This is a genomic window from Arthrobacter sp. 92 (genome assembly GCF_050260325.1).
Taxonomy (GTDB): Bacteria; Actinomycetota; Actinomycetes; order Actinomycetales; family Micrococcaceae; genus Arthrobacter.
Genome location: NZ_CP189863.1, coordinates 2,310,553 through 2,331,827, shown reverse-complemented (window position 1 = coordinate 2,331,827; position 21,275 = coordinate 2,310,553). Strand labels below are relative to the sequence as shown.

21 protein-coding genes are annotated in these 21,275 nt (G+C 64.4%); 10 read left to right on the top strand and 11 right to left on the bottom strand.

Going from position 1 to position 21,275, the window contains the following annotated elements; translation table 11 throughout:
* Nucleotides 1-73: 73 nt before the first annotated feature.
* The 6 genes from ACP4XC_RS10725 to ACP4XC_RS10700 all read right to left on the bottom strand — a co-directional run bounded on the left by ACP4XC_RS10725 (nucleotide 74) and on the right by ACP4XC_RS10700 (nucleotide 4,496).
* The gene (locus ACP4XC_RS10725) at nucleotides 74-304 is read right to left on the bottom strand and encodes a DUF6167 family protein (RefSeq protein ID WP_427174948.1); all 231 of its coding nucleotides are present in this window, start codon (nucleotides 302-304) and stop codon (nucleotides 74-76) included.
* Between the two features lie 19 nt (nucleotides 305-323).
* Nucleotides 324-698: a DUF948 domain-containing protein gene (locus tag ACP4XC_RS10720; RefSeq protein WP_427174947.1), complete on the bottom strand. Its 375-nt coding sequence runs from the start codon at nucleotides 696-698 to the stop codon at nucleotides 324-326.
* 147 nt (nucleotides 699-845) lie between these two features.
* The gene (gene rpsD / locus ACP4XC_RS10715; RefSeq protein WP_011692125.1) at nucleotides 846-1,472 is read right to left on the bottom strand and encodes a 30S ribosomal protein S4; all 627 of its coding nucleotides are present in this window, start codon (nucleotides 1,470-1,472) and stop codon (nucleotides 846-848) included.
* Nucleotides 1,473-1,692: 220 nt separating this feature from the next.
* The gene (locus ACP4XC_RS10710; protein ID WP_427174946.1) at nucleotides 1,693-2,088 is read right to left on the bottom strand and encodes a cupin domain-containing protein; all 396 of its coding nucleotides are present in this window, start codon (nucleotides 2,086-2,088) and stop codon (nucleotides 1,693-1,695) included.
* Between the two features lie 205 nt (nucleotides 2,089-2,293).
* The gene (locus tag ACP4XC_RS10705; RefSeq protein WP_427174945.1) at nucleotides 2,294-2,935 is read right to left on the bottom strand and encodes a cation transporter; all 642 of its coding nucleotides are present in this window, start codon (nucleotides 2,933-2,935) and stop codon (nucleotides 2,294-2,296) included.
* Between the two features lie 148 nt (nucleotides 2,936-3,083).
* The gene (locus ACP4XC_RS10700; protein ID WP_427174944.1) at nucleotides 3,084-4,496 is read right to left on the bottom strand and encodes a replication-associated recombination protein A; all 1,413 of its coding nucleotides are present in this window, start codon (nucleotides 4,494-4,496) and stop codon (nucleotides 3,084-3,086) included.
* Between the two features lie 66 nt (nucleotides 4,497-4,562).
* Here ACP4XC_RS10700 and ACP4XC_RS10695 point away from each other — a divergent pair, with 66 nt between their 5' ends.
* From ACP4XC_RS10695 to ACP4XC_RS10675, 5 genes are all read left to right on the top strand, one after another.
* On the top strand, nucleotides 4,563-5,210 hold the full coding sequence (locus tag ACP4XC_RS10695) for an acVLRF1 family peptidyl-tRNA hydrolase (protein ID WP_427174943.1): 648 nt from the start codon (nucleotides 4,563-4,565) through the stop codon (nucleotides 5,208-5,210).
* Between the two features lie 506 nt (nucleotides 5,211-5,716).
* A complete protein-coding gene (locus tag ACP4XC_RS10690; protein ID WP_427174942.1) occupies nucleotides 5,717-6,010 on the top strand; it encodes a hypothetical protein in 294 nt (97 codons plus the stop codon).
* 50 nt (nucleotides 6,011-6,060) lie between these two features.
* A complete protein-coding gene (locus tag ACP4XC_RS10685; RefSeq protein WP_427174941.1) occupies nucleotides 6,061-7,350 on the top strand; it encodes a glycosyltransferase in 1,290 nt (429 codons plus the stop codon).
* Between the two features lie 42 nt (nucleotides 7,351-7,392).
* Nucleotides 7,393-9,015, top strand: a complete 1,623-nt coding sequence (locus ACP4XC_RS10680; RefSeq protein ID WP_427174940.1) for an ArnT family glycosyltransferase — start codon at nucleotides 7,393-7,395, stop codon at nucleotides 9,013-9,015.
* A 10-nt stretch (nucleotides 9,016-9,025) separates the two neighbouring features.
* Nucleotides 9,026-10,135, top strand: coding sequence for a glycosyltransferase (locus ACP4XC_RS10675; protein ID WP_427174939.1), 1,110 nt, complete (start codon nucleotides 9,026-9,028; stop codon nucleotides 10,133-10,135).
* A gap of 105 nt (nucleotides 10,136-10,240) precedes the next feature.
* Here the strand turns inward: ACP4XC_RS10675 and ACP4XC_RS10670 are convergent, their stop codons facing one another.
* The 5 genes from ACP4XC_RS10670 to ACP4XC_RS10650 all read right to left on the bottom strand — a co-directional run bounded on the left by ACP4XC_RS10670 (nucleotide 10,241) and on the right by ACP4XC_RS10650 (nucleotide 15,901).
* Complete coding sequence (locus ACP4XC_RS10670; protein ID WP_427174938.1) at nucleotides 10,241-10,564, bottom strand: 2Fe-2S iron-sulfur cluster-binding protein; 324 nt, start codon at nucleotides 10,562-10,564, stop codon at nucleotides 10,241-10,243.
* A 16-nt stretch (nucleotides 10,565-10,580) separates the two neighbouring features.
* Complete coding sequence (locus ACP4XC_RS10665; RefSeq protein ID WP_427174937.1) at nucleotides 10,581-11,840, bottom strand: NAD(P)/FAD-dependent oxidoreductase; 1,260 nt, start codon at nucleotides 11,838-11,840, stop codon at nucleotides 10,581-10,583.
* The gene (locus ACP4XC_RS10660) at nucleotides 11,833-13,104 is read right to left on the bottom strand and encodes a cytochrome P450 (RefSeq protein ID WP_427174936.1); all 1,272 of its coding nucleotides are present in this window, start codon (nucleotides 13,102-13,104) and stop codon (nucleotides 11,833-11,835) included. Before ACP4XC_RS10660 ends, ACP4XC_RS10665 begins: the two co-directional genes overlap by 8 nt.
* Nucleotides 13,105-13,325: 221 nt before the next feature.
* A complete protein-coding gene (locus ACP4XC_RS10655; protein ID WP_427174935.1) occupies nucleotides 13,326-14,066 on the bottom strand; it encodes an IclR family transcriptional regulator in 741 nt (246 codons plus the stop codon).
* 107 nt (nucleotides 14,067-14,173) lie between these two features.
* Nucleotides 14,174-15,901 carry an FAD-dependent oxidoreductase gene (locus tag ACP4XC_RS10650; protein ID WP_427174934.1) on the bottom strand — a complete coding sequence of 576 codons (1,728 nt, stop codon included), beginning with the start codon at nucleotides 15,899-15,901 and terminating at the stop codon, nucleotides 14,174-14,176.
* Nucleotides 15,902-16,042: 141 nt separating this feature from the next.
* On the opposite strand from ACP4XC_RS10650, the gene ACP4XC_RS10645 reads away from it, so the two are divergent.
* The 5 genes from ACP4XC_RS10645 (at nucleotide 16,043) to ACP4XC_RS10625 (ending at nucleotide 21,237) form a co-directional block, all read left to right on the top strand.
* Nucleotides 16,043-16,828 carry an IclR family transcriptional regulator gene (locus tag ACP4XC_RS10645; protein ID WP_427174933.1) on the top strand — a complete coding sequence of 262 codons (786 nt, stop codon included), beginning with the start codon at nucleotides 16,043-16,045 and terminating at the stop codon, nucleotides 16,826-16,828.
* Between the two features lie 106 nt (nucleotides 16,829-16,934).
* The gene (locus ACP4XC_RS10640; RefSeq protein ID WP_427174932.1) at nucleotides 16,935-17,696 is read left to right on the top strand and encodes an SDR family NAD(P)-dependent oxidoreductase; all 762 of its coding nucleotides are present in this window, start codon (nucleotides 16,935-16,937) and stop codon (nucleotides 17,694-17,696) included.
* Nucleotides 17,697-17,779: 83 nt separating this feature from the next.
* On the top strand, nucleotides 17,780-19,474 hold the full coding sequence (locus tag ACP4XC_RS10635; protein ID WP_427174931.1) for an FAD-dependent oxidoreductase: 1,695 nt from the start codon (nucleotides 17,780-17,782) through the stop codon (nucleotides 19,472-19,474).
* 1 nt (nucleotide 19,475) lies between these two features.
* A complete protein-coding gene (locus ACP4XC_RS10630) occupies nucleotides 19,476-19,805 on the top strand; it encodes a Dabb family protein (RefSeq protein WP_427175086.1) in 330 nt (109 codons plus the stop codon).
* A gap of 10 nt (nucleotides 19,806-19,815) precedes the next feature.
* Nucleotides 19,816-21,237: an MFS transporter gene (locus ACP4XC_RS10625; RefSeq protein WP_427174930.1), complete on the top strand. Its 1,422-nt coding sequence runs from the start codon at nucleotides 19,816-19,818 to the stop codon at nucleotides 21,235-21,237.
* The last annotated feature ends 38 nt before the right edge of the window (nucleotides 21,238-21,275 follow it).

Below are 21,275 nucleotides of genomic sequence, written 5' to 3'. Positions count from 1 at the left end.
CCATATCAATTCTGCCTCGTCTGCGCTGCGGTTTGGTTCCCGCCTGGTCAAACGAACGGCCGTTCTTTCCGCGCTAGCGGCGGACGATGTCCTGGGTATCGATTCCCAGGGCCGACCGCAGGTCCGACTCCCGCTCGTGCATTCCTGTCCGCACGGCGTCCGCGAAGTCATACATGCCGTCGGCGAGGCGCCCCACGGCCCGGTTCAGGCCCTCGGGGCCCAGGCTGGACTGCGCTTCGCTGATCTTCCGGAAGGCGATCACGCCGATAGCGACGCCGATACCCATCCAAACAATTCTTTTCATGTCGGTTCTCCGTCCGGACTCAGCGGCTGCGGCGGCCGGTAGCGGGATTTTTGCGTGCCGAGAGCGCGGAACGTACGCCGTAGCTGAAAGCCGCGACCTTGATCAGCGGCGAACCAACTGTTGCGGCAACCAGCGATGACAGAGCGGAAATGTTCGCTGAGGCGTCCGAGACGTTGGAGGCGATGCCGTCCACTTTCTTCAGCTGCTCGTTGGTGGTCGACACGGTGGCCGTCACTTCGTCCATGAGGGGCGTGGCTCCGTCGCTGATGGAACGGATGGATGTCCTGACTTCGTCGAAGACGCGCCCAAGCTTAAGGATCGGCACGGCCAGGAGCAGCACGAGGAGTGCGAACACCCCCGCTGCGATCAGGCCGGCAATATCGCCACCAGACATAGACGTTCATCTCCTTGAATTTCCGTGGACTGCTGCGCGTTCCGCGACGGCGCAAATTGCCGCAATCGTGGAACTCCCCCAAGTACCTTACATACAAAGAAGCCCGTGGCGCTTGCCACGGGCTTCTCTGGATACGCTGCGGTTTATTTAGCGTGCGTAGAATTCGACGACGAGCTGCTCTTCGCAGGTTACGGGAACCTCGGAGCGCTTCGGGCGACGGACCAGGCGTGCCTGCAGGGCGTCAAGCTTGACGTCCAGGTAGGCCGGAACCTGGGGCAGAACGTCGCGGTGAGCGCCGGCTGCTGCAACCTGGAACGGAGGCATGGTTTCGCTGCGGCTGTGAACGTGGACCAGCTGGCCCTCGCCGACGCGGAACGACGGACGGTCAACGCGGATGCCGTCAACCAGGATGTGGCGGTGCACAACCAGCTGGCGGGCCTGGGCGATGGTGCGGGCGAAGCCTGCACGCAGCACGAGGGCGTCGAGACGCATTTCGAGCAGTTCGATCAGGTTTTCACCGGTCAGGCCCTTGGTGCGGCGTGCTTCTTCGAAGGCACGGGTCATCTGTGCTTCGCGGATGCCGTACTGAGCACGCAGACGCTGCTTTTCACGCAGACGAACGGCGTAGTCGGAGTCCTGCTTCTTGCGGGCACGGCCATGCTCACCGGGGCCGTACGGGCGGCGCTCCATGTACTTGGCGGCCTTGGGGGTAAGAGCGATGCCGAGTGCACGCGAGAGGCGTGCGGTACGGCGAGCACGAGTGTTGTTAGCCACTTGTGTCCTTCCAATATCTGCGGTGTGTCAGTGTTACTGGCCTCCACGATGGAGAGCATCGGCCAACCGCTGCCTTTTGCTACTGGGCACAGGGCAACCCGCATCAAATAACGAATTTGGTGGAGTGTGCGTCCGTGCCTTGCCAGACAACGAACAATCCTACCATGGGGGGCACCCGTGGATCCCGGAGCGGGCCGCCATTCCGCTCCCCGGCCCGCCCTCAGGTCCGGGCATGCATGCCGCGGCTGGGCTGGCCGTAGGATGCCGTCCCGAGGAACTCGACGGCCACAAAGGGCTCCGAGCCCACAACCCATTCGTCGTGCCCCGGCGGAATTGCATAGGTGTCATTGGCGTGAATCGTGGAGCGCAGGCCCTCGGACGTGGCGACCTCCAGCATTCCGGAGACGCAGAAGCCCAAGTGGTTGTGCTGGCAAAAGGCCGTCTTTTCAAGCGGCTTGATGCACTCGGACCACCGCCAGCCCGGGCCGAGAATCAGCCTGGCCACTGAATAGTCATTGACGGTGACAAGATCGAATTCCGCCTTTTCCGGGCAGCGTTTCTTGTCGGGTATGTCAAGGGATTTCACCGCAAGGGAGGTTACGAAATTTGCGGACATCGGGACACGACCTGGGACTGAGGGAGGGGCGCTTGGACTAAACCTGAGCTAAAAGGGCGCCACCTGAGCTAAAAGGGCGCCGGCCGCCGACCTGAGGCCTGGTGTACGAACAACCGGCAATATGTGCCGCCGTCCCCCTCAACGCACTCACGCTCAGCAGATCCGTGCTGAACGTAATTCAACGTTAGACCTCCGGAGCCGGAAGTCAACGGGCAATCCTTCCCGACGGCGGGACGGCGCAGGAGCACGTTTGCCCGCGCGCGGCTTCCAGGCCTTCCCGCACCGCGACGCCGGCGATGACGAGCGCAGCCACGGGGTCGGCCCAGGTCCAGCCGTAGAGCATGTTAGCCAGTAGTCCCAGAAACACCGTGCCGGAAAGGTACGCGCACAGCAGGGTCTGCTTCGAATCGGCGACGGCGCTCCGGGAACCCACCTCCCGGCCGGCCCGCCGCTGTCCCCAGGACAGCAAAGGCATGATGACCAGGCTCAGCGCGGTCAGCACCAGACCGGCCGGAGAATCGACCGGCTCGTTGACGCCGAACAGCTTCAGCCCCGAGGTGAGAACGAGGTACGCGGCGAGGGCAAAGAATGAGAAGGAAATGACCCGCATGGCCGTCTTCTCCCTGGGCCCCGGATCCCTGCCAGCGAACTGCCAGGCCACTGCGGCCGCGGAGAGTACCTCCACCACTGAGTCCAGGCCGAAGCCAATCAGCGCTACCGACGAGGCGGCCGTCCCGGCAACGACGGCGACGACCGCCTCGATCACGTTGTAACTGATCGTGGCCGTCACGAACCACCGGATGCGCCGGTTCAAGACGTCCCGCCGCTTTACCGTGACGGCGCTCATGAGGCACATCCGCGGAGCGGGCAGATGAATGGAACCTCCACAAAATGATGGTACCCAGATATCCGTGCAGAGCGATGGCCGCCCCGCCATCGGCCGCCGCCAGGGCCCCAACGGGCCAGGCCTGACGCATCGCTCCCGTCATCGCGCGTCAGCGCCCCCGGATGATCTTCCGAAGCCGTTCCAGGCGCGTGGAGATTTCCCGTTCCGCGCCGTTACCCGTGGGCTCGTAGTAGTCCCGGCCCACGAGATCATCCGGCGGATACTGCTGTTCGGCCACCGAATGCGGGGCGTCGTGGGCGTACTTGTAGCCCTGCCCGTGGCCCAACTGCTTAGAGCCGGGATAGTGGGCGTCCCGCAGGTGTGCCGGCACACCGTTGCCCAGGCCCGCCCGGACATCGGCGATGGCCTTGTTGATCCCCATATACGCCGCGTTCGACTTGGGCGCCGTGGCGAGGTGAACCACGGCTTCGGCAAGGACGATGCGTCCTTCGGGCATGCCAATCAGCTGCACGGCCTGCGCGGCCGCCACCGCTGTTTGAAGCGCGGTGGGGTCGGCCATCCCGATATCCTCCGCCGCCGAAATCACGATCCGCCGCGCAACGAACCGGGGGTCCTCCCCGGCCTCCAGCATCCGGGCCAGGTAGTGCAGTGCAGCGTCGACGTCGGAGCCGCGGATGGACTTGATGAAGGCGCTGGCCACGTCGTAGTGCTGGTCCCCTGCCCTGTCGTAGCGAACGGCGGCAACGTCCAGCGCGCGCTCCGTGTGCCTGAGTTCGATGGTCACGGTGGCATCTTCGGCGTCATCGGCATCTCCGTAGGCCACCCCGGCAGCCGCCTCCAGCGCCGTCAGGGCGCGGCGGGCGTCCCCTCCCGATAACCTCACCAGATGGGCCATCGCCTCGGCGCTCAGCTCCACCTTGCCGTTGAGCCCGCGGGGATCCGTCACCGCCCGCACGAGCAGCCCCTCGATGTCCATGTCGGTGAGCGGCTTGAGAGTCAGCAGGAGTGAGCGCGACAGCAGTGGCGATACCACTGAGAACGACGGATTCTCCGTGGTGGCCGCCACGAGAACCACCCAGCGGTTTTCGACCCCGGGCAGCAGCGCGTCCTGCTGCGCCTTGTTGAAACGGTGGATTTCGTCGAGGAACAGGACGGTGGTGGTCTTGTACAGGTCACGCGCGGTGAGCGCCTCGTCCATTACCCGGCGAACGTCCTTCACTCCGGCCGTGATCGCGGAGAGCTCGACGAATTTCCGGCCCGGCCCCTTGGCGATCACGTGAGCCAGGGTGGTCTTTCCGGTACCGGGAGGACCCCAGAGAATCAGCGAGCTGGGCCCGGCGGGACCCACCGCGTCCGTGCCGGCAGCCAGTTGCCGAAGCGGGGATCCCTGGCCGAGGAGGTGCTGCTGCCCCACGACGTCATCCAGGGTCCGGGGACGCATCCGGACAGCGAGCGGGCTTCGGGGCGAGGACCGATGGCCGGCGGAAGCCGGCTGGCCTTCGGGCGCGGTGCCGCCGTCGTCGTCCTCGCTATCCGGGCCCTGCCCAAAGAGATCATCCACATAGATAGGCTACTTGTAGTTCCTGCCCCCACCGACAGCTGCATCCCCACCTTGGAGACCCCCGAAATGACGACCCCTGACTCGCGTGTGGCCTTTGTCTCCGGGGACCGGCTGACAGGCTGGGTTTCGCGTTTCGCCGCAAGCCATGGCGAGCTCACCTGGGAGGAGGTCGACGGCGGGTTGCAGCTGCGCGCCGTGGACGGCGCAACCGCACTGCTGCAGCCGCCGTGGCCCGCTGACGGGAGGCCGGGACGCGGCGAGGACGCGGTGTCGCGGCTGGCTTCGTTGGCGGCACAGTCCCGCGTGCTCGGCCTGGTGCTCGTCCGGCGGGGAGGCTATTCGGTGGCGGTGGTGAGCGGCGGCGCCGTCCTGGCGTCAAAGACCGGGTCGCGGCACGTCCAGTCCCGGACTGCTGCTGGCGGCTGGTCCCAGCAGCGCTTTGCCCGCCGCCGCGCCAACCAGGCGGATGCGCTCGTGGAGGCCGTGGCGGGGCACGCCGAGAGGATTTTCGCGGCGCACCGCGTGGAGTACCTTGCGCCGGGCGGGGACCGGGCCCTGGCCGAGCAGGTGCTCGCCGAGCCGGGCCTCAAGCGCTACGCCGGGTTGACCCGTCTGCCCTTCCTCGACGTTCCGGATCCGCGTGCCTCGGTGCTGAAGCAGGCTGCGGCGGACCTCTGCGCGGTCAAAATCCTGGTGACCGATCCCCGGGAGTAGCGGGATCCCGACCGCACTTACGTAGCGAACAAGGCGGTCCCGCGTCCGAAAACACCAGTACCGCAGCTGGCGTCGGCCTGCCCTAAAACTGGTTACGCAATCGAGTAGACAAATCTCAAGTGGAGTGTCGTCCACCGATGAACAAGTATTGACTACTCGTTTTTTCAGTAGATTCCCGTAGTTAGACTCGCCCCAAGAATTTGTCGCAAAGAACATCAAATTTGGGGGTCTTTAATGTTCGGCATTGTCGGGTCGATCCCACACGGATCAATTCAGGATGAATTTTCCTTTCTGCCTCCCGCAAGAATTTCCCGAATGTTGCTGGGCGCATCATTATGAAACCGCAACGACCCCGGCCAGGAATTACTGCGGGACGGAACAGTGGCCGGGCAGCTTCGGTCGCAATCCAGGGCTACTCGCAGGGTGACCGCAAGCAGGAGGCAGCGGCCTCGGATTGGACGCTGTCGGAAGCTACCAGCCCGGTGATTCCCGAAGGAACAGACCAAATGACATTTGGGCTTTCGTTCGGAACAAACGGGACGCTAATTACTGACGACTATTCTCTGACGCAGGTTTCCGTTCCGCCTTCAAGCGGAGCTGGAGAATTCATAGTAAATGGAAGCCTGGCCACCGGAACCAACATTCCCACATGCTTTATGACGGCCGGCTGGGGTAATAGCCAAGTAAATTCCGAGGTCCGCGAGTACTTCAAAGACGGCTTAATTGTCCGCAAGCCAAACGTGGACCCGCAAAATCTCGACACCAACAAGGACGGCCCTGCCTGCGGTCCTGGTGACTGACCTCGTTTTTGCAATCCCTCTGCCTACGCCTACTTCATTGGAGCCTCACCATGACCACTTCCATGCTGGCCAGCGCCCTGGTTGTCCTGATCGCATTGGCATTGTTCGCGATCGCGCTGTCCACGCTGTACCTGAACACCTATGCCTGGTGGGACCCCAAAACGCAGGTCCGTACCTCGTATTCGGGCCTCCAGGAGACCGAAGGCTGTTCATTTTCGCTCATCATGCCGTGCAGGAATGAGCGCGAAGACGTCATGAGGGCCACCTTGGCCGCACTTCTGAAACAGACCCATTCCCACAAGGAGGTCATCATCTCCGTAGGCCACGACGACCCGGAGACTGTTAGGACGGCCCGTAAGCTCGCTGCGGAGTTCCCTGACTTCGTCCGCATCAGCGTTGACGTCAGTGAGACGAAGAACAAGCCCCGCCAGCTAAACAAGGCACTGTCCATGTGCCGAAACAGCGTAGTAGGTGTGTTCGATGCTGAGTCTATCGCCGCTGAGGCGCTGCTGGCTCACATTGACAGTGTGTTCCTCACCAAAAACGCGGACGTCGTTCAAGGCGCGGTGCAACTGATCAACTACAGGGACACCTGGTATTCGCTTCGCAACTGCCTTGAATATTTCACGTGGTTCAGGTCCCGGCTCCATGCACATTCCCGGCAGGGGTTCATACCGCTCGGAGGCAACACTGTGTTCATAAAACGGGACCTTCTCAAGGAGGTCGGCGGATGGGACGGAAACTGCCTTGCAGAGGACTGCGACCTTGGAGTCCGGTTGTCCACGCTCGGGCGGAAGATCATTGTGGCTTACGCTCCGGAGCTCGTTACGCGTGAGGAGACCCCCGATACCCTCAGCGCGCTGGTCCGGCAACGGACGCGCTGGTCGCTCGGATTCATGCAGGTCTTCGCTAAAGGGGACTGGAAGAAGCTCCCCACCACGAAGATGCGCGTCATTGCCTGGTGGACCCTGATGCAGCAGCACTTCATGGCTTTCGCCGGAGTATGCATCCCGGTAGCGGTTGTCGCGGCAGTCTGGGGCGGCTTTCAGCTGGTTGTAACGCTCGTGTCGTTCCTCCCCCTCATCCCAACGCTGGCAACGATTGCTTTTGACATCTGTATGCTCCGTGAGTTCGGCCGGGACCATAAGTTCGCCATTACTCGCTATGACTACTTCCGGCTCGTGGTGGGCACTCCGTGCTACCAGCTGATCCTTGCGTTCTCCGCTCTCCGTGCCCTGATCAAGTTTGTTCGCCGCGATTTCGGGTGGGAAAAGACCGATCACTCCGGGTCCCATCTCTCCTACATTGAGCGCGGTGTGGCCGAGCCGGTCCGGCCCTAAAGACGCGCCTGTTAAGTCCTTCAAGTCCCAGAGGAAACAATCGTGGCAGTAGTGCAGCTTGAACCGAACGCCCCCGCCACCGGCCACCGGACGGGTGGTGCGCCACAGCACCGCGGTCCCTCGACCGGAGCCCCCTTCGCCCTGACGGCGATGATGTTCTGGGACAAGCTCACGTTTGCGGCGCTTACCGTCGCAGCCGCGGTGTTGAGCCTGTGGAACCTGACGGGTTCGCCAAGCTATCAGGACGACGAAGGAACCTACACGTCCCAGGCTTTCGCAGTCCACTCCGGAGCCCTGGCTCCTTACACCTACTGGTATGATCACCCTCCCCTCGGCTGGATTCAGATCGCGGCACTGAACTGGCTCCCCACCTGGCTAGGGGCAGGTGACGGCACGGCCATTGGGGCGACCCGGTACGTCATCTCGCTGTTTTTCGTGGCCAGCGCCGTGCTGCTGTACATGCTGGCCCGCCGCATGAGGGTACGCATCCCGTTCGCCGCCCTGACCACAGTGATTTTCATTCTTTCGCCCTTGTCCCTCGTACTGGGACGCCAAGTGTATTTGGACAACATTGGCGTTCCCTGGCTCTTGCTGGCGTTTTATCTTGCCTTGTCATCGCGCGACGCCCTCTGGCATCACATTCTTGCGGGCCTGTGCTTCGCCATTGCTGTGCTCTCCAAGGAGACCCTGGCCATTTTCGGGCCGGCCCTGCTGCTGGCGCTGATCTACCGACCCCGATGGAGCAACAGATCATTTTCCGTGGTGGGGTTTCTGACGGTGGGCGGCCTGGTCCTCGGCTTCTACCCCCTGTCCGCTCTGCTTAGAAATGAGCTTGTGGCGGGACCGGACCACGTGTCACTGCAAAACGCCCTGAGCTACCAGTTCCTGGAGCGCTCCGGATCTGGAACTATCTTCGAGTCGGGCTCCAGTCGGGCTGAGTTGTTGGCGGGGTGGCTCTACTTCGACAAGTACCTTATTGCTGCCGGGCTCGTTGCCGCGATTGTGTGTCTGTCGCGGCAAAGTTCACGCGTGATCGCCGTTGCCATTGCGTCTTTCGCCATCCCCATCGTGCTCGGCCAAGGCTACCTTCCTGCGATGTACATCATTGCCGTTATTCCCTTCCTTGCGCTGGCACTCGGCACTTCGGTGGACATCTGCTGGAGCGGAATGGAAAGGCTCGGCCGGCAGCGGAAGACCTGGATCCGTCCGCTGCGGACTGGCTTCGTGGCAGTGCTCTCCAGTGCGCTGGTCCTCATGTCCATGCCCCAGTGGTTTGAACAGGACCGGGTCCTGTTGACGGCAGATAACAACGCCAATTGGAGAAGCGCCATGACCTGGGTACAGGACAACGTCTCCCGTAAGGATGTTGTCCTGGCGCCGTACTCCATGTGGTACGACCTGAACTCGAGTGGCTGGAACGATTCCTGGACGATGATCGCAACCGAAAAGCCCGATCTAGATAAACAATTCAATACCAAGCATCCCGGTGGCTGGACTGACATTGACTGGGTCATCGTCGGGCCGTCTGTGACGTCCAATATCGACAGTCTGGGACTCAACCTCGCCGCCAGCGCAGTGCAGCACTCCGAGACCGTTCAAACGTATGGCGAGTGGAGTATCCGCAAGGTCACGAAGACCACGGCATCGGCCGACGTCAAGCGATAGGAGCAGGGACTTGAAACTTTCGGTGATCGTACCCACATACAACGAAGCGCCCAACGTCGACCAACTGGTCCGCCGCGCCACGGACGCCTGCAGCGACGTTGATGCCGAGCTCGTCTTCGTGGACGATTCGACGGATGAGACCCCGGACATCATTACAAGGGCCGCGTCGCAAACACCGATGCCGGTCCGCCTGATGCACCGGGCAACGCCGATGGGCGGACTGAGCGGGGCGGTCATCGAGGGGATGGCGTCAAGTTCGGCGGAGTACTGTCTGGTGATGGACGGGGACCTCCAGCATCCACCAGAGTTGATCCCCGTTCTTCTTGCAGAGCTTGAACGGAATCGGGGCGACGTGGTGGTGGGCTCGCGGTACTGCGGACAGGGCGGGAGCTGCGAGGGCCTTGCCAACTCGTACCGTCGTCTGGTGTCCACCGGAGCGACACTCCTCGCCCGGAGTCTTTTTCCGGGCAGGCTGCACGGCTGTTCGGACCCCATGACCGGCTTCTTCGCCGTTCGTCGGACAGCCGTGGACTGTAGCGCCCTGCGGCCAAGCGGGTTCAAGATACTCCTTGAGATCCTTGCCAGGCAGCGCCTTGCGGTGTCCGAAGTCCCCTTTGTCTTTGGCCGACGAACGGCGGGCGAGTCCAAGGCAAACCTGAGCCAGGGGCTGCGTTTCGTTCGCCAGCTTGCGGAGCTCCGGGTGGGTACGGCCGGGCTCTTCGCCGCGGTGGGGGCAGTGGGCGCTCTTTTGAATCTGCTGATCATGGCCTTCCTGCTGCGCCTTGGTGTTCACTATGTCGCGGCGGCCATTGTTGCCGCCGAGCTGACCATCGCGTCCAACTTCCTGATGCAGGAGCACGTTGTATTCGGCACGATTCGCCACAAGACGCATAGCTGGCGTCATCGATTTTTGCAGTCTTTTGGTTTCAATAACGCAGAGGCCCTGCTGCGCCTGCCGGTCCTGATGCTGGCCGTCGAAAAACTGATGCTCAATACCGTCGTAGCGCAGGCGGCGACGCTGCTTGCAGCGTTCGCGCTGAGGTACCTGTACCACTCCAGATTCGTCTACTCGTCCGGGCCAGTGCCCGGCAGGGAAATGGCGACGGTCCCGGAGGTCTGAGAAGAGGGAGAGCCCCGCCTGACCCGAAAGTGCCGCCGCTCCGTCCCCCCAATATCCGCAGACGGAGCACCGGCCTCTTCGCTGTCTTGCTGCCGGACGGCGCGGCTATTCTTCCGGCGCCAGGGTGACGGTGACTCCGTTGAGTTCCTCGCTGAAGCCAAGCTGGCAGGAGAGCCTCGAGCCGCACTCCTGGTACCCCTCGGCATCGACCAGAAGCTCGAACTCGTCCTCGCTGCGTTCGTTGAGAGTCTCAAAGACCTCCTTCTCAAGGAAAACGTGGCATGTGGCGCAGGAGGCGGTGCCGCCGCAGGATGCCAGGACCGGGAGGTCATTGTCGCGGAGGGCCTCCATCAGGGTCTGGTCCGGCTCCCACTCGAGTTCGTGGCTGGACCCCTTGCGGTCAATAATGGTGAGTTTGTTGTTGCTCATGGTGGTTCCTTAGTGCTCAGGCAGCTGCGAACACAGCGTCAGTCAGTCGGGTGCCGGGATCGGCGGCAAGCAACGGGTCAATCCGTGCTTTGTGGGCGATCAGTTTCTTGGCAGGACGGAAGTCGGTCAGGCTCCCGATGGTGTCGACGGCGGCGAGGCACCCATTCCGGAGATAGACGACCGAGAACTTGCCCTCAGCTGGCGCGCCGCGCACGATCACCTCGTCCTCGGGATGACGCACACCGGCCGTCTGCAGCCTGATCCCTTGCTGTACCGTCCAGAACCACGGGATTTCCGGTTCGCCAGCGTCCTGGCCGGTAATGTGCGCGGCGGCACGGTCGGCCTGGGCCAAAGCATTCTGGATGCACTCGAGCCGCTGGCTGGCGCCGTCGATGGTGCTCATGAAACGGGTGACGTCACCGACCGCATAGATAACCGGATCGGAGGTCAGTCCGTCCCCGTCCACGTGGATGCCGTCCCGGCACTCCAAGCCCGCGGCCTCGGCCAGTTCCTGATTGGGGACCACGCCTATGCCGGCCAGTACGACGTCGGCCGGGTGGACGCTCCCGTCTGCGGTGACGATGCGCTCCGCCCGTTGAGAGCCTTCGACGGCGGTCACTGCGGCGCCGAAGACGAACCGGACCCCATTCCGCCCGTGGAGCTGTTCAAAGAAGCGCGATACGGAGGCCGACGTCACCCGGCTCATCACCCGGTCCTGGAACTCAAGCACCGTAACGTCGCAGCCTTTCGCGGCAGCGGCGGCGGCCACCTCCAGGCCGATGTAACCAGCCCCGATAATGACGACGCGGGCTGCCGGGACCAGGAGTCTCTTGAGTTCGAGGGCGTCATCCCTGGTCCGCAGCGCCTGGATGCCGGGAAGACCGGCGCCGGGTACTGTCAGTGCCCTGGCCCTCGAGCCGGTGGCTATGACGAGCCGGTGGTAGGAGTGGCGGCTGCCATCGGACAGCAGGACGGTGCGCGCCTGCCGGTCGATGGCAGCCACGGTGGCCCCGGCGATCCTGTCAATGCGCTTGTCCTCGTAGAACCTGCCCTTCCGCAACAGGGTGGATTCGTCCGACGCGCCTGCCTTAAGGAGTTCCTTGGAGAGCGGGGGCCGTTCGTAGGGCATTTCCTTTTCGGCCTCGAGAAGGAGAATTCCACCGTTCCAGCCGCGGGTGCGAAGACACGCCGCCAGGGCGACGCCAGAGTGGCCGGCGCCGATGATCACGATCTGCGCGCATCCCTGAGCCGGGTCCGTCAGCATCTGTTCAGCCACTAGACTTCTCCATGTGCACGTAGAGGTGTTCCGGACCTGAGTTGGTCAGGTTGTTGCCGCTGACGTATTCGATCGGTTTGTCCTTGCTGACAGTCAGGGAGGCCAGCTTCGCGGCGAGGATTTCCACGGTGACCTGGGTTTCAAGCCTGGCAAGGGGGGCGCCGAGGCAACTGTGGACGCCGTGTCCGAAGCCGAGGTGCCCGTCGGTGTTGCGGTCGATGTCGAAAGTCTCGCCCTCGGGGTACTTGCTGCTGTCGCGGTTCGCGGCGGCGGGCAGGAGCCTGACGATGGCACCGGCGGGAATCCTCACCCCGGCGACCTCGACCTCTTCAGTGGTGATGCGGCTGGCGCGCTGCACCGTCCCGCGGAAACGGGCCAGCTCCTCGACGAAAAGGGTCGCATCGGCCGGGTTCGCGCGGATTCGGTCCAGGAGTTCGGGCTGTTCGCTGAAAACCCGGAAGGCGTTGGCGAGCAGGATGGTGGTGGTGTCATGGCCCGCGACGAAGACGAATGCGCAAAGTTCCTTGGCTTCCTTTTCGGTGAGCAAGCCGTTCTTCCACATCCGGGCAATGTGGCCGCCCACGGACTCGCTTTCCTCAAGGTAGAGGCGCTCCATGGTGTCCTTCAAGTACGCGAAGAACTCGAAGGTGCTCTGTTCGTCGGTCCCCGTGCCCTGCGCATTGCGGGCCAGCCTGCCGAAGTAGCTGAAGGTCTCATCCGACCAGAACTTCATCTTCTCGAAATCCGACGCCGGCACGTCCAGCAGGGCGCTGATGGTGGACATGCTCAGCGGAATCGCGAACTCGTCGACGGCGTCGCCGCCGCCGGCTGCAATCATCGGGTCCAAGTATTTGTGGGCGTTCTCACGGACCCGGTCCTCGAAACGGGCAATCGCCTTGGGGGTGAAGGCCTGCGCCACGACCTGGCGCATGCGGGTGTGGTTCGGGGCATCGAACAGAGTCAGGAAGGTCAGCGGCACTGGGTCCACCACCTGGGAGGAGAAGACCTTGGGGGCCCGCATGGCCTTGCGGACATCGTCGTAACGGGAAATAAACCAGACGTCCGAGACCGGCGATGCTGCGCGGAGAACCGGGGCGTTGTCCCGCATCCATGCGTAGTGCGCATACGGATCGCCCTGGGTTCCGTCGTCGACGACCTTGAACGGCGCCATGCCATCCGGCCAGGCGAGTTCATGGGAGTAAGGGGGCGGTTGGGCTGGTGCTTCAGCCGGGAGGGCCGAAATTTCAATGGTGGAGGCAGACATCGTTGTCCTTCTTTCATGCGTAACTGTCCTGGCTGGCTTCCCTAGGTGGCTTCCCTGGGTGGCTTGACGTGATCCACGTCTCAACCCAGACTGCCCCCCCGGCCCCGCGTCGGCCCCATAGGGCTTCCGTTCATCGGTTGTGAAAGTCCGCCTGTACGGTGAGGTCCACCCCGGCCGACTGTCCATGCTGGCCGCGGTTGGAATGCAGGAGGAGCCGTGTTTCAGGAAGTGGCGTTTGGGACAAGGTTGGCCCAGTTTGGTGATGCCCGTATTTCTTCCGTCGGTACGGGACCGGCGGCCTTCAGCGCGCGGGAGATCCCGTGGGCCGCCGTCAGTAGCGCCGGAACCGTGGACGGGACGTCCGCGTCGTCCCGCGGAACGATGGCATTCAGTGCCGCCGCAACCATGCCACCGTGGCCGAATACGGGCACGGCGATGCCTGTCCACTCCGTGACACCAATACCCGGGAGCGCCACAAAGCCCTGCCGCCGGATCTCGGCCAGATGCTTGCGGATCAGCGCCGGATCCGTAATGGTCTCCGGCGTCACCCTCGCTAAAGGACGGGACAGCAGGTGATCTTGGAACTCCCGGGAAGCGTGCGCCAGCAGCACCAGCCCGGAGGATGCCGCGTGTATCGGCATCCGCTGGGCGATATGCGCCGCGTTCAGGCTGGATTTCGGCGAGGACAGCCGTTCAACGTAGAGCACGGTGCCGTGATCGAGGACCGCAAGTGTGGTGTGCTGGTGCACGGCGGCCTGGACATCGCCCATGAACGGCAGTGCCAGCTCACGCAGGTTCAGTGCCCTCGACCCCCGCGCGGCAAGCTCCCACATCCTCATCCCGGACCGCAGGTTCCCTTCAGGGAGCCGCTCAATCAGGCCGTGCGCGACCAGATCGTCCACGAGACGGTGGGCAGTGGTGAGGGGCAGGTCCGCGCGGCGTGCCAAGCCGGAGAGCGTCATGGTGGGCAGGGGTCCCGATCGAACGCGCTCATCAGCCGCACAACGCGGCTGATGACCGATTCGCCGGTGGGCGAATTCGCCATGGCGGGCTCTCCGGTCCGTCGCCGTCAGACGCCGGCCACTCGAGCCACGGCGCGATCGGCGGCGAGCTTGGCGACGTCGCGCCCCGCCCGGTAGCCGAACACCAAGGCCGGGCCGATGTGGGAACCATAGCCCGGGTAGCCGCCACCGAAGACGCTGACCGCTGCCGCGCCGACGGCGATCAGGCCCGGAATCGCGGCTCCCTCGTCAGTGACCACCTCGGAGCTGTCGTTGACGCCGATCCCGGTGAAGGTGCCCAAATCGCCCATCTGGATCTTTGCCGCGTAGTACGGGCCCTTGCCCACCGGGGCGAGGTTCGGGTTCGGCTTGTGCTCCATATCCCCGCGGAAGTGGTTGTACGGTGTGGAGCCGCGGCCGAAGGCCGGGTCTTCGCCGCGCTCAGCCGCCGGGTTGAACTCCGCCACGGTCCTCTTCAGCTCCGCGGCGTCAATGCCGAGCTTGCCGGCCAGTTCCGCCAGAGTGTTCCCCTTGACCAGGTAGCCGGTCTTGTAGAAATAGCCGCGCGGCATTGGCCAAGGCTTGGCGTAGCCGATGCCGTACTTGTGCATGGTTTTGGCATCGCCGATCACAAACCCGAACGTCTTGTCCTTGTCCTTGTTGTGCGCGATCATCGTCCCACCAAAGTCGTGGTAGCTGAGGGCTTCGTTGCCGAAGCGCCTGCCGTGACGGTCGACGGCGATCAGGCCCGGCAGGCCGATGGCCCGCAGGTGCGGGAAGAGGCGCTGCCTGCCGTTGAGGAACCTAAAGACGGTCACAGGCGCCCAGGACCCCACGCTGAAGACGGAATTGTCGATGTGGCCACCGGCGCTGATCGCCAGCGTGGCGGCGTCACCGCCGTGGCCCACGGTCGGGGTGAAGTGGTCGTCGCCGTCGGCGTCGTGGGGGAAGTACTGCTTTCGCAATTCCGTGTTGCCGGAAAACCCGCCTGCGGCGAGGATGACGCCGAGCCGTGCGGTCACAGTCCCCGCGCGGTCTCCACCGATGACCGCCCCGGTGATGGTGCCGGCGTCGTCGCGCGTGAGTGAGAGGGCAGGCGAGGAATTCCAGAGGCGCACGCCCAGGTCGTCGGCGCTTTTCACCATGCGGGTCATCAGGGCATTGCCGTTGGACCGCAGGACCGGGCGCCGGTAGCGGGCCGCATCCGCCCAGGTGCGCAGCAGCTTTTTCGCCACGTAGACGAACGACTTGACCGACTGATTGACGTGGAAGAACTCATTGATGTCCGGGCCCACCTGCGGCATGTAACCGAAGACCGTGTAGGAGCTCATGTAGGGCTGCATCAGGAGGCGCTTGTCCCGAAGTACCCGGGCGTCAACGTCCTGGGGCAGGATGGCACGCCCGGAGAGCTTCGCGCCGGGCAGGTCCATCTTGTAGTCCGGGGACTTCTCCGGATAGGTGAACTTCACCTCCGTCTCGTTCTCGAAGAAGGAGATGGCTTCGGGCACGGTATCCAGGAAGTCGCGGACGCCCGCCTCGTTGAACGTCTCCGGGGCCAGGTTCCTCAGGTAGGTCTCCGCTTCCTCGCGGGTGTCCCCCTGCTCCACGCCCTGCTTGTTGCCGGGGACCCACGCCCATCCGGCGGAGATCGCCGTCGTGCCGCCGAAGTACTGCTCCTTCTCCGCAACGATCACGCTCAATCCCTGCGACGCGGCTTTCAACGCTGCGGCCATGCCGGCCACACCGGAGCCGATGACGAGGACATCGCAGACAGTCCTGCTCATGGTCTTGCTCATGTTTTGTTGCTCCGTTCAGTCGGCCACACGCATCAGCGCGCTGGCCGGGTGGAATGCTAAACCCCCAGTACAGCCGGTGACAGGAATCCCAGTGAGCAGGATTACCATTGAGCGGGAATCTGGTTTCCCCGAGGAGGGCGTGTGGCGAATTCCCCATCAGGCGAGTCGATCATCGGCCGCTTCGTCAAAATCGTCAGCGCGTTCGATGACCGCCACACCTCAATGAGCGTCGCCGAACTGGGGCGCCGGACCGGACTGCCCGTCACCACCACCTACCGACTGGTCAGCGACCTGCTGCACGAACGGCTCCTCGAACGCGAAACCGGCGGAGACGTCCACATCGGCACCCGGATGTGGGAACTGGTCTCCCGCGGGTCCAAAATGCTGGGCCTGAGGGAGGCCGCCCTGCCGTTCATGGAGGACGTCCAGGCCGTCGTCCAGCACTCCACCACGCTGGGGATCCTGGATTCGGACGAGGTGCTGTACATCGAGCGCCTCGGCTCAGACAAGACCATCGTGGACATCACCAAAATCGCCGGCAGGCTGCCGCTGCACGCAACATCCTCCGGCCTGGTCCTGCTGGCGCACTCCCACGCCGCCTACCAGGACACCATTCTGGCCCGGCCCCTGACCAAGTTCACCGAAACCACCCTGACCGACCCTTCACTGCTGCGCCGCCACCTGGCCGAGATCAGGCAGCGGGGATTTGCGGCCATGCCGGGCGTGATCGTGCCCGAATCCAGCGGCATCGCAGTCCCCGTGTTCGGCCCGGACAACACCATCCGCGCCGCACTAAGTGTGGTGGTGCCGCGGAACGAGGAGAACGCAGCCTCCCGCGTCCCTGTCCTGATGGCCGCAGCCCGTGGCATCTCACGGGCGCTCGGCTGGCGGGGCGAGCTGAAGGGGACCCTCCGCCAGAGCCACTGAGCGTTCATTTTTCCGTTCATCGGCAATTGTGTGGTCGCTGTCACAACTCCACTGTCACTCTGGCTTAGACGCAGCGAAGATGCTGCAGGAGTACGAGGAGCACCACATGAACCCCACACAAAACCGCGTGGCCGGGAAGACCGCCATCGTCACCGGCGGCCGCGGAGATTTGGGCAGCGCCACCGCCGCCCTGCTTGCCCAGCACGGCGCGAAGGTCGCCAGCCTTGACGTTGCGGGCATCCCGTCCGCCGCCACACACGTAGACATCAGCCAGTACGACGTCGACGTCACGAGCGAGGGCAGCGTCGCCGACGCGATCCGTCGGGTGACGGACAAGCTGGGCGCGGCGGACATCCTGGTCAATGCCGCCGGCATCATCGGCCCGGCCGGAGCCTCCCACACCGCCTCCGTCTCGGACTTCGACGCGATCTTCAACGTCAACGTCAAGGGCGTCTGGCTGATGACCAAGCACGTGGTCCCCGGCATGATCGAGAAGGGTGCCGGCAGCATCATCAACTTCTCGTCAATCCACGGCATCACCGGCGGCAGGAACGTGCCGCTGTACCACGCCACCAAGGGCGCGGTCCGCCTGCTCAGCAAGTCCGACGCCGCGGCCTACGGACGCCACGGCATCCGGGTCAATTCCATTCACCCCGGGTCCATGAACACCCGGATGAGCCGCCGCTCAGCCGAGCAGTCCGACATCGGGTCCGAGGCCTACTACAAGCAGCTCGTCGGTTCGAACCCGTTGCCGCGGCAGGGCGAGCCGCACGAGATCGCCTACGGCGTGCTGTACCTGGCCTCGGACGAGTCCCGTTTCACCACCGGTTCCGAGCTGGTGATCGACGGCGGCTACACCGCCGTCTAAGGCTCGTCCCCCAGCTCCTCCCCCAGCGGCAACCGGCGTCCCCACCGGCGCCCTTGTTCATTTCCCCTGAAAGGCAAACACCCATGAAATTCGTCAATGGCACCGAGTCGGACAGCTACGACGTCGTTGTGGTCGGCTCCGGTGCCGGCGCCCTCACCGCGGGGGCCACCGCCGCCCGCGCCGGCAAGTCCGTCGTCGTCCTGGAGAAGAGCGAGCTGCTGGGCGGGACGTCGGCGGTCTCCGGCGGCATGCTCTGGGTGGCGGACAATCATCACGCCCGGGAGGCCGGCATCACCGATTCCAAGGAAGCGGCCGCCCAGTACGTCCGCGCCGTGGCGCGGGGACGCGGCCGCGACGAGCTCCTGGACTCCGCGCTGAACTTCGGGGACCAGATGCTCCGGTTCGTGGAGGAGGAATGCGGCGTCCGCTTCATCTTCCTCCACAACTTCCCGGACTACCGCCAGGACCTGCCGGGCGCCGTCGAGGGCGGCCGCACGGTGGAGCCCGAGCTTTTCAACGGCAAAGAAGCCCTCGGCGGCATCACGGCGCATGTCCGCACGGACGGCCGCGCACCGTTCACCATGCAGGAATACGAAAACTGGGGCGCTTTCACCAGGTTCCCCTGGGACGAACTGAACCGGCGCCAGGCCCGCGGGCTGGTGGCCAAGGGCCAGGCCCTCGTCTCGATGCTGCTGGCCAGCCTGGTCCGCGACGGCGCCGCCCTAGTCACCGGCGCGCGTGGTCACCGGCTGTTGACCGACGGCGGCCGGGTGACCGGCGTCGAACTCGAAACCGGCGAAGTGATCCGGGCGAACGACGGCGTTGTGTTGGCCACCGGTGGTTTCGAATGGGACAAGGCGCTGGCGGATTCTCTGCTGGCCTCACGGCTGTTCACCATGTGCTCGCCGCCCTCGAACACCGGCGACGGCCTGCGGATGTCCCAGCGGATCGGGGGCCAGACCCGCGGCACCCGTGAAGCGTGGTGGGCGCCGATGTCCGTCACCGGGGACACCCGCGACGGGCAGCCGGTGGGCACCCTGCTGCGTTTCGAGCGCCAGGGCCCCGGATCCCTGATGGTCAACCGGCACGGCAAGCGGTTCGCCAACGAATCGCAGAACTACAACGACCTCGCCCGCAGCCTCCAGTCCTGGGACTCCCCCCGCAACCAGCCGCTCAACACGCCGGCCCACGTGATCGTGGACCACAACTATCTGGAGCGCTATGGCATCCTTGCCCATCGCGCCGGCCAGCCCACGCCCGCCTACCTGGTTGAGGCGCCCACCCTCGCGGAGCTGGCAGCCAAGCTCAACGTCCCCGCGGAGAGCCTCGAAGCCACGGTGGCGCGGTTCAACGAGTTCGCTGTCAAGGGCGAGGATCCCGACTTCGGCCGGGGCGAGAGCGCCTACGACAAGTACTGGGGCGACGACGACAACCCGTACCCCAACCCGTCCCTCGGCCCGCTGCTGACCGGACCGTTCTACGCCATGGAGGTGGTCAACGGCGCGTTCGGCTCCAATGGCGGAGTCGCCACCGACGGATTCGCCCGAGTGCTCGACGTGGACAACCGCCCCATCGAGGGCCTGTACGCGGCCGGAAACACCACCGAAAACGCCTACGCCGCCGGCTACCCGGGGGCCGGGGCCACCCTCGGCCCCATCATGACCATGGGCTACCTGGCTGGGCGCACCATCGCCGGCCAGTCCCCGGAATACGAGTCCACGGAGTACGGGTCCCCGGAGCATTGCGCACCGCACGCCCGGGTACGGGTGAGTGCCTGAAATGATCCGCCACGCTGTTCTCTTCAAGTTCAAGCCGGACTTCCCGGCCGCTGACAAGCAGGCCTGGATCGAAGGCCTGGACCGGATGGCGGGGAACATCCCCGGCATGCTGAACCTGACCCACGGTCCGGACGTGCTCAACACCGAACGCTCCTTCGATTACGCCATCGTGGCCGACTTCGACAACGTCGAGGACATCGCCGTGTACAACACCCATCCGCTTCACGAGCCGCTCAAGGCGTACTCGTTCCCCAACAGCCAGCAAATCCTCTCGGTGGACTTCCACCTCGGGGCTTCGACGCCGGCTTCCACACAGACAACGCTGTCTTAAGGAGAAATCCATGCAACCTGCTTCCAACGCCCCAATGATCAAAACCCCGGTGACCGCCGATTCGGTGTCAGCTGTTCCCGGGGCGCAGCGTAAGACTCCCGGGAAGGCCGCCCTGGCGTCCTTCCTCGGCAGCACCCTGGAGTATTACGACTTCTTCATCTACGGAACCGCTGCCGCCCTCGTCTTCCCGCACCTGTTCTTCCCGACGGCGGACCCGGCCATCGGGCTGATCGGCGCCTTCGCCACCTTCGGCGTGGCCTACGTGGCGAGGCCCATCGGGGGCCTGGTCATGGGCCACTTCGGCGACAAGCTGGGGCGCAAGAAGATCCTGCTGCTCACCCTCGGCATCATGGGCTTGTCCTCATTGGGCATTGGCTTCCTGCCCGGTTACGGGCAGGTGGGTATTTGGGCCCCGATCCTGCTGGTGGCCGGCCGCCTGGCACAGGGCTTCTCCGCCGGCGCGGAATCGGCTGGCGCCTCCGCGCTGACCCTTGAGCATTCCCCCGAAGGCAGGCGCGGCTTCTTCACGAGCTTCGTGATGACCGGGTACGCCTCCGGCATGGTGCTTGCAACGCTCGTATTCATCCCCGTGACCGCGCTGCCCCAGGAAGCCATGATGAGCTGGGGCTGGCGCATCCCGTTCTGGCTCTCCATCGTGGTCCTGGCCATCGCCTACTGGGTGCGGACGCACCTGGACGAAACCCCGGTGTTCGGGGAGTCCCGGGAGAGCAACCAGGTGGCCCCCATGCCCCTGAAGGAAGTACTCCGTTTCCAGGGCCCTGATGTGCTCCGTGTCGTGGGGATGTCAATCATGTCGGTCATGCAGACCATCTTCACCGTCTTCGGCCTGGCCTACGCCACCTCCACCGCGGGCTTTGACCGCGCCGCCATCCTGACCGTAAACGCCGTCGCCATCGGGTTAAGCATGTTCGCCATGCCGCTGGCAGCGAAACTTTCGGACCGGATCGGCCGCCGTCCCCTGCTGCTGACGGCCGCGATCGGCTGCTCCCTCACGATCTTCCTGTACTTTCTGGCACTGTCCTCGGGGAATATCGTTCTGGTCTTCCTCGTGGCCTTCCTGAACATGACAGTCCTCTATTCGGGCTTCAACGGTATCTGGCCGTCGTTCTTCGCCGAGCAGTTCGCGGCGCCGGTCCGCTATACGGGCATGGCCCTGGGCAACCAACTCGGACTTGTGCTCGCCGGCTTCGCCCCGATGATCGCCGGCATGCTCCTGACCCCGGCCATCGACGGCTGGGTCCCGGTGGCGGTGTTCGGCACCGCCTGCATGCTGATCGCCGCAGTCTCCGTTTTCTTCTCCCGGGAAACGGCCAAGACACCGATCGAAGCCCTTGGAGCTCCGTACACGGAGGGTATCGCCCGGCGCCGGGGGCAGCTGCCCGAGCAACAGCCTGCCCTCCACATCCCCTAGATCCGTACCACCAGCCCAGTCCCGCCGCACGAAAGGAA

Excerpts from the sequence above, each read along its gene's own strand:
- ACP4XC_RS10725 (WP_427174948.1), bottom strand. The coding sequence starts at position 304 with ATGAAAAGAATTGTTTGGATGGGTATCGGCGTCGCTATCGGCGTGATC.
- ACP4XC_RS10720 (WP_427174947.1), bottom strand. The coding sequence starts at position 698 with ATGTCTGGTGGCGATATTGCCGGCCTGATCGCAGCGGGGGTGTTCGCA.
- ACP4XC_RS10710 (WP_427174946.1), bottom strand. The coding sequence starts at position 2,088 with ATGTCCGCAAATTTCGTAACCTCCCTTGCGGTGAAATCCCTTGACATA.
- ACP4XC_RS10705 (WP_427174945.1), bottom strand. The coding sequence starts at position 2,935 with ATGAGCGCCGTCACGGTAAAGCGGCGGGACGTCTTGAACCGGCGCATC.
- ACP4XC_RS10695 (WP_427174943.1), top strand. The coding sequence starts at position 4,563 with ATGACGACCCCTGACTCGCGTGTGGCCTTTGTCTCCGGGGACCGGCTG.
- ACP4XC_RS10690 (WP_427174942.1), top strand. The coding sequence starts at position 5,717 with ATGACATTTGGGCTTTCGTTCGGAACAAACGGGACGCTAATTACTGAC.
- ACP4XC_RS10685 (WP_427174941.1), top strand. The coding sequence starts at position 6,061 with ATGACCACTTCCATGCTGGCCAGCGCCCTGGTTGTCCTGATCGCATTG.
- ACP4XC_RS10670 (WP_427174938.1), bottom strand. The coding sequence starts at position 10,564 with ATGAGCAACAACAAACTCACCATTATTGACCGCAAGGGGTCCAGCCAC.
- ACP4XC_RS10660 (WP_427174936.1), bottom strand. The coding sequence starts at position 13,104 with ATGTCTGCCTCCACCATTGAAATTTCGGCCCTCCCGGCTGAAGCACCA.
- ACP4XC_RS10655 (WP_427174935.1), bottom strand. The coding sequence starts at position 14,066 with ATGACGCTCTCCGGCTTGGCACGCCGCGCGGACCTGCCCCTCACCACT.
- ACP4XC_RS10650 (WP_427174934.1), bottom strand. The coding sequence starts at position 15,901 with ATGAGCAAGACCATGAGCAGGACTGTCTGCGATGTCCTCGTCATCGGC.
- ACP4XC_RS10640 (WP_427174932.1), top strand. The coding sequence starts at position 16,935 with ATGAACCCCACACAAAACCGCGTGGCCGGGAAGACCGCCATCGTCACC.
- ACP4XC_RS10635 (WP_427174931.1), top strand. The coding sequence starts at position 17,780 with ATGAAATTCGTCAATGGCACCGAGTCGGACAGCTACGACGTCGTTGTG.
- ACP4XC_RS10630 (WP_427175086.1), top strand. The coding sequence starts at position 19,476 with ATGATCCGCCACGCTGTTCTCTTCAAGTTCAAGCCGGACTTCCCGGCC.
- ACP4XC_RS10625 (WP_427174930.1), top strand. The coding sequence starts at position 19,816 with ATGCAACCTGCTTCCAACGCCCCAATGATCAAAACCCCGGTGACCGCC.